We start from the raw sequence: 10755 nt of genomic DNA, 5'->3' as shown, positions 1-10755 counted from the left end.
TACCAAAAAAGCGTCTTCCCCGTCTTGCGCGTTGCGGTTTCTTTACTTAAGTTGTTGGAACAGTGTGATGGAGGTAACACTCTATTGCGAATGTGGTGCAGCCCTTCCGTGATAAGTGCTGGGCTGCGCAGACTCGAAGAGGGGAAACGAATGCACATGACCACCCCAACCAGCCGTCTGGACGTCGAGCAAGCAGAAGCCCGAATCGCCTGGGTTACGCAGGCCCGTTGCCGGGAAGTCGATCCCGATCAACTTTTTGTACGTGGCGCAGCGCAGCGCAAGGCTGCGACGATTTGCCGGCACTGCCCGGTATTGATGCAGTGTGGAGCCGATGCGCTCGACAATCGTGTCGAGTTCGGCGTGTGGGGCGGCATGACGGAACGTCAGCGTCGGGCATTGCTCAAACAGCATCCCGAGGTCGAGTCGTGGTCCGACTTCTTCGAAGCACAGCGACAGCACCAGTCCGCCGTCTGACCTCCAACATCGGGTGGGCGGACGGGCAGAAGTTCGGAAGGTGGGCGAGCGGGTCTCCGCAGAGAGCTGATCAGCTCCCGCGGGTGAGCTGATCACCCACCGCCCTCAGCGCCTCGAGGTCGGACACCTCGAACGGCAATGAGGGAACGCCGACGATCGGCACCCGAGGATGGGCAGCCGTGAACCGGCTCAGTAGTTGTACCTCTCGCTTCGCTGTCACTGCTCGGTGGGCATGGATGTGCAGGACAGCGGCGGTGAGGGGATCCTGTTCCCCGAGTTGATCGGCGGCGGTGGCCGCATGATCGGCGGGTAGGGAACTGAGAGTGGGGTGCGTCCGATTCAGGACGAGGCCCGCGAGCGGCATGCCGTCGCCTGCGAGCCGGTCCACGAAGAACGCGGCCTCCCGCAGCGCATCCGGTTCGGCCGCCGCGATAACCAGGAAATTTGTGCCGGGCTGTCGGAGCAACTCGTAAGTACGCGTTGCCCTTTCGCGGAAACCTCCGAACATGGAGTCGAGTGACTGCACGAAACTCGATGCATCCGACAGCATCTGACTGCCGACGATGGTGGACACGCCGCGCAGCGCCAAGCCCATCGCACCGGTCACGAGCCGGGTGATGCCGCGTCCCGGCGCGGTCAGCAGCCGGATCATCCGACCGTCGAGGAAGGCGCCGAGACGCTGGGGCGCGTCGAGGAAGTCCAAGGCATTGCGGGACGGCGGCGTGTCGACCACCACGAGGTCCCATTCCTTGCTGGAGGCGAGTTGGCCCAGCTTCTCCATCGCCATGTACTCCTGTGTTCCGGAGAACGACGTGGCGACTGTCTGATAGAAGGGATTGGCGAGGATCTGCTGCGCCTTTTCCGGCGTGGAATGCTCGATCACCATCTCGTCGAAGGTGCGCCGCATGTTGAGCATCATCGCGTGCAGTTCGCCGGTGGCTCCGGGTCCGAGCTGCACCGGCTGCGGCGAGTTGTCGAGCTCCTGCACCCCGAGGGCCTGCGCGAGTCTGCGGGCCGGATCGATGGTCAGTACGACCACCTTCCTGCCCCGCTCCGCGGCGCGCAGTGCCAGCGACGCGGCCGTCGTCGTCTTGCCGACACCACCGGCTCCGCAGCACACCACGATCCGTGTTCCCGGGCTCTCGAGGATGCTCGCCATGTCGAGGGCGGGGGCGGTTCGACGTCGCTCATGTTCCATCGTCTGGGTCATCGGACACCCTGTTCCGTCAGAATTTCTGCGAGTTCGTACAACCCGCCCAGGTCCACACCGTCGGCGAGAGAGGGCAGCTGGAGCCGCGCCCCGTCCACTGCGCTGAGCTGTCCGGCGCTCTCTCTTTGAGCTTCGAGTACCGAGGCGTGCTCGATGGTCTCGGTCAGCAGTCCGGCAAAGTCTCCGTCGTCCAACGTGATCCCGCTCTTCTCCAAACCGGCACGAACGACATCCGCGTCGATGCGTCCCTTCGCGACCTCGGCCAGTGTCTCGTCCGGAAGGAACTGCGGGCTGGTCCGGTTCACGACGACGGTCCCCAAACGGAGATCGGCACGGGCGAGTTCCTCAGCCGCATCCGCGGTCTCCTGCACGGGCAGCGCCTCGAGCAGTGCCACCAGGTGCACCACGGTGTCGTCCGAATGAAGCAGCCGCACCACGCCTTCGCTCTGCGAGCGCACCGGGCCGCCCTTCGCGAGGTCCGCCATGGCCCTGGTGACGTCGAGGAAACTGCTGATCCGACCCGTCGGGGGAGCATCGACGACCACAGCGTCATACACCTGCCGCCCGCTCTTGTCGGTGCGCACGACACATTCCTTGATCTTGCCCGTCAACAGCACGTCGCGAAGTCCCGGTGCGATGGTGGTGGCGAATTCTATGGCACCGAATTTGCGCATCGCCCGGCCGGCGAAACCGAGGTTGTAGAACATGTCGAGGTACTCGAGGAAGGCGGTCTCGATGTCGATGGCAAGCGCCATCACCTCGCCGCCCCCTTCGGCTGCCGCGACCTTCGTCTCCTGCGGCGGCAGCGGAGGCACGTCGAAGAGTTGGGCGATACCTTGCCTGCCCTCGACTTCCACCAACAGCACACGACGCCCGCCCTCGGCGAGGGCGAGGGCCAACGCGGCGGCGACCGTGGACTTTCCGGTGCCACCTTTTCCGGACACGAAGTGCAGCCGCGCTCGAGCTGCCTTCTCTGGCCATGTCGGGGTGAACTGCTCTTCGGATGCAACCACGCGTCGAGCCTATAAGTCTGGGAGCCGGGATGTGCGGGGGATAGGCTCACCGGCATGAGTGAATTGACTTCCTGGGAGTACGCCACCGTTCCGCTGCTCACACATGCCACCAAGCAGATCCTCGACCAGTGGGGAACCGACGGCTGGGAACTGGTCACGGTTCTCCCCGGGCCCACCGGCGAACAGCACGTTGCGTATCTGAAGCGTCCGAAGGGCTGAGGGCGTGACCGAAACACAGAAGTGGTCGGCTCGCCTGAGTGAGCTGGGCGTGACGTTGCCGCCCGTCGTGCCACCGGTCGCCGCCTACGTGCCGGCCTTGCGGACCGGCAACTACGTCTACACCTCGGGTCAGCTGCCGATCGTCGACGGCAAGTTGACGACCAAGGGCAAGGTGGGCGCCGACGTGTCGGAGGACGACGCCAAAGCGGGTGCGCGCACCTGTGCGCTCAATGCGCTGGCGGCTGTCGACGCGCTGGTGGGCATCGACTCCGTGGTGCGGATCGTCAAGGTCGTCGGTTTCGTCGCCTCCGCCGAAGGATTCACCGGTCAGCCCGGTGTAGTGAACGGCGCATCCGAATTCTTCGGTGAGATCTTCGGTGCGTCGGGCGCGCACGCTCGGTCCGCAGTCGGTGTCGCGGAACTTCCGCTCGGCGCACCCGTCGAGGTGGAAGTGATCGCAGAAGTGCTACCGGAGGCGTAATGCGATGACGCTCGCCCATCCCGCGTACGGGCAGGTCCGTGCGGTCACCCCGATCGTCTCGGTCGTGCTCGAGAACAATCCCGGCATGATGACGCTCGACGGCACCAACACCTGGATCCTGCGGGCGCCGGGCCGGGACGAGTGCATCGTGGTCGACCCGGGCGACGAGGACGAAGAGCACCTCGCCCGGGTTGCCGCCCTCGGCCCCGTCGCGCTGACGTTGATCACCCACCGCCACTTCGACCACACCGGTGGGGTGCAGCGGTTCTTCGAACTGACCGGCGCTCCGGTGCGTTCGGTCGACCCGGAGTTTCTCCGCGGCGGCGGCGAGCCGTTCGTCGACGGCGAGACCATCGACGTCGCCGGGCTCACTGTCAGGGTGGTGGCGACACCGGGCCACACCCGTGATTCGGTGTCGTTCATCGTGGAAGGTGAAGGCACGATCCTCACCGGGGACACGATCCTCGGCCGCGGCACCACGGTCCTCGACGACTCGGACGGTGACCTCGGCGACTATCTGTCTTCGCTGCGTCGTCTGCTCGACCTCGGGGCAGGACACGGGGTCATGCCCGGGCACGGCCCCGAGTTGCCCGACCTGCAGACCGTTGCCCGGCAGTACCTCGATCATCGTGAGGAGCGTCTCGCTCAGGTGCGGGCGGCGCTCCTGGAACTGGGCGGCGAGGCCACCGTTCGGGAGGTGGTCGAGCACGTGTATTCGGACGTCGATCCCCAGCTGTGGCCGGCGGCCGAGAAATCGGTCAACGTGCAGCTCGCGTATCTGCGGGCACCCGACTGAGACTGAGAAACCACTTCGGCCACCCCTGGCGACAGGGGTGGCCGAAGTCGTTCGAACGAGGAAAACTACCGGGCGCGCCGCGCCAGCCGCTCGGAGTCGGAGATCAGCACGCTCTTTCCCTCGAGACGCAGCCACCCGCGGTGTGCGAAGTCGGCGAGGGCCTTGTTGACCGTCTCGCGGGAAGCGCCGACGAGCTGAGCGATCTCTTCCTGCGTGAGGTCGTGCGTGACGCGCAGTGAACCGGCCTCCTGCGTGCCGAACCGCTGAGCGAGCTGCAGCAGAGCCTTGGCGACACGGCCGGGAACATCCGTGAAGATCAGGTCGGCCAGGTTGTTGTTGGTGCGTCGCAGACGGCGGGCGAGCACCCGGAGGAGCTGTTCGGCGATCTCGGGACGATGGTCGATCCACGCCTTGAGCGCTTCCCGGTCCATGCTCACGGCGCGGACCTCGGTCACCGTGGTCGCGGTGGACGTACGCGGGCCCGGGTCGAAGATGGACAGTTCACCGAACATGTCCGACGGCCCCATGATCGTGAGCAGGTTCTCACGGCCGTCCGGTGAGCGGCGGCCGATCTTCACCTTGCCCGAGACGATGATGTACAGGCGGTCACCGGGCTCACCCTCGTTGAAGATGACATGTCCGCGGGGGAAGTCGACAGGCTGCAGCTGCTTGGTCAGCGCCGCTACTGCTGAGGGCTCGACTCCTTGGAAGATGCCGGCTCTTGCCAGGACGTCGTCCACGTGTGCGCTCCTTGGGAATATTCGTTCGTCTGTAGTCATATTGTGCGCGATTTGCTGCATGTCGACGGCGCCCCGGTCATCGGCGGCGTGTCGCTGTGCAACAGGTCCGGCTCTGAAGTCTACGTTGAGACGGCTCGGTATGAGTGACCGATACCACGCAAGTCGAAAAAGTTAACCCGCACGAAGCGTGCTGCGAAACACATTCTTCAGGTGTCAGCTGGCGCGGCGTGAGCCGACTTCCGTCACCGCAGCCTCGTCGCTGTCGAACCGCGACTGCCCTCTGCGCCGTCGATGGAAGCGTGCCAGGGCGTGCGGGAATCCCTCATGGGCCAGGGTGGCCACTTCGTCGTGACTTGCCTGGTCGAGAAACTCTTCCACCTCTTGCTGACGAACGGTGAGCCGGCGGAGCCGGAACTCCACACGTTCCATGGCCAGCGCAAACAGCATCAGCAGCACTGGGAAGAGGACCACAGCGAGACCTTGCATACCGGGAAGTAAACACTGCGAATGTCTCAGAAGCGACACAGCGGCGATTCGGGTCGTGCGGGGGTCCGTAGAGTTGGACTCGTGCATGAGACCCCCAGTGACGGCTCCCAAGTGCGTGGACGCGCCCGTTCGCGGGCCGTGAATCAGGAGGAATCCCGGCTCGGCCTCGTGCGGCGCGCCCGTAGGATGAACCGCCGCCTGGCGGAGGCGTTCCCACACGTCTACTGCGAACTCGACTTCACCACTCCACTGGAACTTGCGGTCGCGACCATCCTCTCCGCGCAGTGCACCGACGTCCGGGTGAACCTGACGACGCCCGCGTTGTTCGCCCGCTACCCCGACGCCAAGTCGTATGCGGAAGCCGAACGTACCGAGCTCGAGGAGTACATCCGGTCCACCGGTTTCTATCGGAACAAGGCGACGTCGCTGATCGGCCTCGGACAGGCCCTGCTCGAGCATCACGACGGAGAGGTTCCGAAGACCCTGAAGGAATTGGTGAAGCTCCCCGGTATCGGCCGGAAGACCGCCAACGTGATTCTGGGCAACGCGTTCGACATCCCTGGCATCACCGTCGACACCCACTTCGGCCGGCTGGTCCGGCGGTGGCAATGGACCGACGAGGAGGACCCCGTCAAGGTCGAGCATGCGATCGGGGCCATCATCGAACGCAAGGAATGGACGCTGCTGTCCCATCGGGTGATTTTTCACGGCCGCCGGGTCTGCCATGCGCGCAAGCCGGCGTGTGGCGTGTGCGTGCTCGCCAAGGACTGTCCGTCGTACGGACTGGGCCCGGTCGCCCCCGATGTCGCTGCCGAGTTGGTTCGCGGACCGGAGACGGAGCATTTGCTTCGTCTGGCCGGCCGGTAAGGGTCGATACGAGTGTCCAGTGCAGCGCGGTGGAGTGTGGCCGCCCTCGTCGTCGTAGCGGCTCTGGTCGTGGCGATCTGGCCGCGGGGTGACGATGCGCAGGCGCCGTCGTACGAGGACCGGTTCGGTTCGGGCGGTGGTGCGCCGATGTCCGTCGGCGCCGATCCCGACGCGCTTTCCGCACTGCGGGCGGATGCGGCGCTCGAACCCTGCCCTATCGCGGCCTCGTCGACGCCCGCGGCCGATTCGGTGCTGGCCGGCATCACACTCGAATGCGTGGGCGACGGCAGCCGTGTCGATCTCGCGTCCGCTCTCGCCGGGCGGCCGGCGGTGCTGAACCTGTGGGCTTACTGGTGTGGTCCCTGCGCGGAGGAGTTGCCGTACATGCAGCAGTTTTCCGATCGGGCCGGCGACGCCGTTACCGTCCTTACCGTGCACACCGATCCCCAACAGGCCAGTGCGTTGTCACGGCTCGTCGACTACTCCGTCACGGTGCCCGGTGTGCAGGACGCTGACGGGCGCGTCGCTGCCGCGGTCGGGGCGCCGGCGGTACTGCCCGTGTCCGTCCTGATCCGGCCGGACGGCAGTGTGGCGAAAGTTCTGCCGCAGCCGTTCCGCAGCGTCGACGAGATCGCAGCCGCTGTCGAGCAGAACCTGGGGGTGGCGGCATGACCGCGTCCGTCGACGGCGCCGCTGTTCCGTCCTGGTTACGCGAGGTCGTGCGTCGCACACCGGCCGACCCGCACCGCATCAATCCGGTCCTGCACCGGCGTGCCCCCAGCGGGGCGGCCACGCGCGAGGCCGCGGTACTCGTGTTGTTCGGCGGCCCTGCCGAGGCAGACCCGCTGATGTCCGGCGGACTGCCCGCCGACGCCGACGTCCTCCTCACCCAGCGGGCGTCCACCATGCGTCAGCACAGCGGTCAGGTCGCGTTCCCGGGCGGAGCCAGCGATCCCGGCGACGACGGTCCCATCGCCACCGCTCTGCGTGAGGCCCAGGAGGAGACGGGACTCGACCCGTCCGGAGTGCGACCGCTCGCAGTGCTCGAGGAGATCTTCATCCCGCCGTCCGGTTTCGACGTCACTCCCGTCCTTGCGTACTGGGAGAAGCCCAGCGAGGTCGGAGTGGTCGATCCTGCGGAGGCCGAACGTGTCGCCCGGGTACCCGTTCACACCCTGATCGACCCGCGGAACCGGTTCCAGGTGCGCCACCCCGCCGGCTACCAGGGTCCGGCATTCTCGGCCGACGGCATGCTCGTGTGGGGTTTCACGGCCGGCATCCTGGCGGCTTTGTTCGCGATCTCGGGCTGGGAACAGGAGTGGGACCGCCGGGACATCCGAGACCTCGACACCGTCCTGGCCGAAATGGAGAACGACATCGACGACGACCACCTGCCGCACATACACGGACATCGGGTGGGTGAGCGATGACGGGGTCGCGCTGGATCGATTTGGCGATCGTGCTGATCGCACTCGTGGCGGCCAGCTCCGGTTGGCGACAGGGCGCGGTGGCGTCCGTGCTCGCCTTCGTCGGGGTGCTGCTCGGTGCGGTCGCGGGCATCCTGATCGCCCCGCACGTGTTGGTGCACGTCGACGGGGGACGGGGCCGGGTGCTCGTCGGAATCGCGCTGATCGTGGTGCTGGTGATCATCGGGGAAGTCGCGGGCATGGTCCTGGGCCGCGCCGCCCGCGGAAGCATGCACAGTCCGGTCGCGCGCTCCGTTGACAGCGTGATCGGTGCCTGCGTGCAGGCGGTCGCGGTATTCGTGGCGGCGTGGCTGTTGGCCATCCCGCTGACGTCGTCGTCTCAACCGCAACTCGCGGCAGCTGTTCGCGGGTCGAGCGTGCTCGAAACCGTCGACAACATCGCACCGGCGTGGATGCGCCAACTCCCCACGGAGTTCTCCGCTCTCCTCGACACCTCGGGACTTCCGGATGTCATCGGTCCGTTCGGACGCACCCCCATCACCACCGTCGATCCGCCCGACGCCAGTGTTCTCGAGAGCCCGGTGGCGTCGTCGTTGCAGTCCAGCGTGCTGCGCATCCGAGGTGTGGCGCCCAGCTGCCAGCGTGCGCTCGAGGGTTCGGGCTTCGTCGTCGCGCCCGAACGCGTGATGACCAATGCGCACGTGGTGGCGGGCACGGCGGGAATCGTCGTCGACACCGCAGACGGGCCCATGGATGCCGAGGTGGTGCTGTTCGACCCGTCCACGGACGTGGCCGTTCTCGAGGTGCCGGGTCTCGACGCTCCCGTGCTGAACTTCGCGCCCGAGACGGGGCGAACGGGCGACAGCGCGCTGGTCCTCGGTTACCCGGGCGGCGGGTCGTACACGGCCAGTGCTGCGCGGATCCGCGAGATACTCGACCTCAGCGGTCCCGACATCTACCGGGCCGGGACGGTCCAGCGCGAGGTGTACACGGTGCGCGGTTCCATCCGGCAGGGCAACTCGGGTGGACCCCTCGTCGACGGTGAGGGGATGGTGCTCGGAGTGGTCTTCGGCGCCGCCGTCGACAACAGCGACACCGGTTTCGTCCTCACCGCCGCAGAGGTGTCGTATCAGTTGCAGACGGCGTCCGGGGCGACGGCACCGGTGGACACCGGAAGCTGCATCCTCTGAGCGACCGCTACACGCGGCGCGTCGAGACCAGACCCAGCAGGGCGGTGTTCACCCGCTCGGGCGCTTCCCAGTGCGCGTAGTGCCCGACACCGGTGATCGTGTGCAATTCCTGTGTGGGCGCGTAGCGGTGGCTGCGTCGCACTGTGTCGGCGAGGACGTAGGGGTCGAGGTCGCCGTGCAGGTGCAGCACGGGTATCCGCAGCGTCTGATCCATCGACGCCATGAACCGGCGGCCGTCGGGGCGGAACTGGCTGCGGAACGCCCACCGCTGATACTCCAGCGTGCAGTGCGCGGTGCCGGGGATCTGGATCGCCGACCGCATCCGGGACATCACGAGGTCGAATTCCGGAGATTTCGGCCAGGCCGGCCCCGAGCGTTCGACGATCACGCGCTCGACTTCGGCCCCGCTGTCGCGCGTGAGCCGCCGTTCGGGGCGCCACGGCACCTGATAGGACACGAACGGGGGCAGCACGGCCTTGCGCTGGTAGCGGTCGCGGAGGACCGCCTGTCTCAGGGTGATCGGGTGTGGAGAGCTGATCAGTGCGATCGACCGCACGAGACGCGAGTGGAGCACCGCGGTAGCCCAGCAGACCAGGCCGCCGTCTGCGTGCCCCACCAGCGTGGCCTCGCTGTAGCCCATCGCCCGGATCAGGCCCGCGATGTCACCGGCCAGGGTCCAGCCGTCGTAGCCGCGGGGAGGTTTGTCGGAGTCGCCGTAACCGCGGAGGTCGACGGCCACGGCGCGGACGCCTTCCCCGGACAGCGCGCTGAGTTGATGTCGCCACGACCACCAGAAGTCCGCGAATCCGTGCAGCAGGACGACGAGCGGCGCATCCGGTGCGGACGCGCCGACCTCGACGGTGTGAAAGCGGATTCCATTCGCATGGATGTCGCGGTGAATCCACGGGCCGTCGAAACGGACGGTTGACGGATCGGGTGGTGCCACCGGACGGAACTATCGTGCGTGTCGTCCGCTGGGAGACGCGAGGTGGGCCTCCGCATCGGAGTACGACGTCGGGAGCACGGTTCTGGCCTGCTTGAGGGAATCGATGGTCTTCTCCGGTGCGCGAAGTTTGCGGACCCGTAGATAGCCGAGCAATCCCAGAATCGCAGTGACCACGATCATGATCAGGAAGACGATGAGGAAGGCCAGCCAGCGGGCGATCCACACGTCTAGGAGTTCGGCGAGAAAGAAGAAGAAGAAGAACGAGCTGAACAGCAGCACGGTGAACGCGAGAATGAAGAACAGGCTGCCTTGCAGGCCCTTCTTGACCTCGCCGGTCACCTCCGCCTTCGCCAGCTCGACCTCGGCGCGCACGAGAGTGGACACCTGGGCGGTCGCGTGCTTGACCAGCGTGCCGAGAGTCGCCTCGCCGGACGGCGAAATGTCCGCGTCCGTGAGCGGGATCGAGGACACCGTGTTCGGCACCCCGTCTCCCGTGTAACGCGGGCTGTCTCCCTTGCCGTGAGTGATGCTCACTTGTCGACCCCTCCAGGTAGCTCTTGCACGTCCGAGTCTTCTTCGGGCCACGTGTGCCCGACATCGTCGTCACAGTAACTGCCGACGATGTCATGAGCAGCCCGACCTTCACTACGTCGACCGTGCTGCCGTCACTGATTCCCGCGATCGCGAGATCCGCTACGAGAAGGCTAACGGTCAGCGCGCCCCCCGGGTGCGAGTGGGCGTTGGAGTATCGTCGCGCCGCGCATCGGCTCACGATTTGCCATCCGAAAGTGACGCGATGTTCAATTCCTGCGATTTGGATGGTCGTCCCACTAGTTGGAATTCGCATCTGTAGGAGATGTCGCGTGAGTAGTGGCGGCTTCGCCGCCCGTGAGTGGTTGAGGAGTG

At 66.3% G+C, this 10755-nt stretch carries 14 protein-coding genes and 1 pseudogene; 8 read left to right on the top strand and 7 right to left on the bottom strand.

Annotated features, from left to right (window positions below; translation table 11 throughout):
- Positions 1-150 precede the first annotated feature (150 nt).
- On the top strand, positions 151-474 hold the full coding sequence (locus tag NOF53_RS21560) for a WhiB family transcriptional regulator (protein ID WP_005248496.1): 324 nt from the start codon (positions 151-153) through the stop codon (positions 472-474).
- A 70-nt stretch (positions 475-544) separates the two neighbouring features.
- Here the strand turns inward: NOF53_RS21560 and bagB are convergent, their stop codons facing one another.
- Positions 545-1684, bottom strand: coding sequence for an ATPase BagB (bagB, locus tag NOF53_RS21555; RefSeq protein WP_255972532.1), 1140 nt, complete (start codon positions 1682-1684; stop codon positions 545-547).
- Entirely contained in the window at positions 1681-2697 is a 1017-nt protein-coding gene (gene bagA / locus NOF53_RS21550; protein ID WP_255972530.1) for an ATPase BagA, read from the bottom strand. Before bagA ends, bagB begins: the two co-directional genes overlap by 4 nt.
- A 54-nt stretch (positions 2698-2751) precedes the next feature.
- On the opposite strand from bagA, the gene sp36 reads away from it, so the two are divergent.
- The 3 genes from sp36 to NOF53_RS21535 are packed head-to-tail and all read left to right on the top strand — an operon-like array spanning position 2752 to position 4193.
- Positions 2752-2916 (top strand): Sp36 family protein, encoded by a 165-nt coding sequence (sp36, locus tag NOF53_RS21545; protein ID WP_005248493.1) that lies wholly within the window; start codon positions 2752-2754, stop codon positions 2914-2916.
- Between the two features lie 4 nt (positions 2917-2920).
- The gene (locus NOF53_RS21540; protein ID WP_255972527.1) at positions 2921-3397 is read left to right on the top strand and encodes a RidA family protein; all 477 of its coding nucleotides are present in this window, start codon (positions 2921-2923) and stop codon (positions 3395-3397) included.
- Positions 3398-3401: 4 nt separating this feature from the next.
- Entirely contained in the window at positions 3402-4193 is a 792-nt protein-coding gene (locus NOF53_RS21535) for an MBL fold metallo-hydrolase (protein WP_255972525.1), read from the top strand.
- A 65-nt stretch (positions 4194-4258) separates the two neighbouring features.
- On the opposite strand, the gene NOF53_RS21530 is transcribed toward NOF53_RS21535, so the two are convergent.
- On the bottom strand, positions 4259-4933 hold the full coding sequence (locus tag NOF53_RS21530; protein ID WP_005256089.1) for a Crp/Fnr family transcriptional regulator: 675 nt from the start codon (positions 4931-4933) through the stop codon (positions 4259-4261).
- A 213-nt stretch (positions 4934-5146) separates the two neighbouring features.
- On the bottom strand, positions 5147-5419 hold the full coding sequence (locus tag NOF53_RS21525; RefSeq protein ID WP_255972522.1) for a hypothetical protein: 273 nt from the start codon (positions 5417-5419) through the stop codon (positions 5147-5149).
- Between the two features lie 81 nt (positions 5420-5500).
- Here NOF53_RS21525 and nth point away from each other — a divergent pair, with 81 nt between their 5' ends.
- Genes nth through NOF53_RS21505 form a run of 4 tightly spaced genes read left to right on the top strand, consistent with a single transcriptional unit; the run spans position 5501 to position 8903 of the window.
- Complete coding sequence (gene nth / locus NOF53_RS21520; protein ID WP_255972519.1) at positions 5501-6286, top strand: endonuclease III; 786 nt, start codon at positions 5501-5503, stop codon at positions 6284-6286.
- 12 nt (positions 6287-6298) lie between these two features.
- Entirely contained in the window at positions 6299-6958 is a 660-nt protein-coding gene (locus NOF53_RS21515; protein ID WP_255972517.1) for a TlpA family protein disulfide reductase, read from the top strand.
- Positions 6955-7716 carry an NUDIX hydrolase gene (locus NOF53_RS21510; RefSeq protein ID WP_255972515.1) on the top strand — a complete coding sequence of 254 codons (762 nt, stop codon included), beginning with the start codon at positions 6955-6957 and terminating at the stop codon, positions 7714-7716. The genes NOF53_RS21515 and NOF53_RS21510 overlap by 4 nt, the downstream gene beginning before the upstream one ends.
- Complete coding sequence (locus tag NOF53_RS21505; RefSeq protein WP_255972512.1) at positions 7713-8903, top strand: MarP family serine protease; 1191 nt, start codon at positions 7713-7715, stop codon at positions 8901-8903. The genes NOF53_RS21510 and NOF53_RS21505 overlap by 4 nt, the downstream gene beginning before the upstream one ends.
- Positions 8904-8910: 7 nt before the next feature.
- Here the strand turns inward: NOF53_RS21505 and NOF53_RS21500 are convergent, their stop codons facing one another.
- The 3 genes and pseudogenes from NOF53_RS21500 to nhaA form a co-directional block, all read right to left on the bottom strand.
- Positions 8911-9849: an alpha/beta fold hydrolase gene (locus NOF53_RS21500; protein ID WP_255972510.1), complete on the bottom strand. Its 939-nt coding sequence runs from the start codon at positions 9847-9849 to the stop codon at positions 8911-8913.
- Positions 9850-9858: 9 nt separating this feature from the next.
- Complete coding sequence (locus NOF53_RS21495) at positions 9859-10383, bottom strand: phage holin family protein (RefSeq protein WP_255972508.1); 525 nt, start codon at positions 10381-10383, stop codon at positions 9859-9861.
- Positions 10380-10561, bottom strand: a pseudogene (gene nhaA, locus NOF53_RS21490) (Na+/H+ antiporter NhaA); the annotation flags it as partial. The gene NOF53_RS21495 and the pseudogene nhaA, both read right to left, overlap by 4 nt.
- Between the last annotated feature and the right edge of the window lie 194 nt (positions 10562-10755).

Origin of the sequence: Rhodococcus tibetensis (assembly GCF_024438035.1) — a bacterium.
GTDB lineage: Bacteria > Actinomycetota > Actinomycetes > Mycobacteriales > Mycobacteriaceae > Rhodococcus_F > Rhodococcus_F tibetensis.
Note: the sequence above shows the minus strand (reverse complement) of the source record. Positions and strands in the feature narration are given on the sequence as shown.

Coding starts and splice junctions, on each gene's coding strand:
- NOF53_RS21560 (WP_005248496.1), top strand. CDS start 151: ATGCACATGACCACCCCAACCAGCCGTCTGGACGTCGAGCAAGCAGAA.
- bagB (WP_255972532.1), bottom strand. CDS start 1,684: ATGACCCAGACGATGGAACATGAGCGACGTCGAACCGCCCCCGCCCTC.
- sp36 (WP_005248493.1), top strand. CDS start 2,752: ATGAGTGAATTGACTTCCTGGGAGTACGCCACCGTTCCGCTGCTCACA.
- NOF53_RS21535 (WP_255972525.1), top strand. CDS start 3,402: ATGACGCTCGCCCATCCCGCGTACGGGCAGGTCCGTGCGGTCACCCCG.
- NOF53_RS21525 (WP_255972522.1), bottom strand. CDS start 5,419: ATGCAAGGTCTCGCTGTGGTCCTCTTCCCAGTGCTGCTGATGCTGTTT.
- NOF53_RS21510 (WP_255972515.1), top strand. CDS start 6,955: ATGACCGCGTCCGTCGACGGCGCCGCTGTTCCGTCCTGGTTACGCGAG.
- NOF53_RS21505 (WP_255972512.1), top strand. CDS start 7,713: ATGACGGGGTCGCGCTGGATCGATTTGGCGATCGTGCTGATCGCACTC.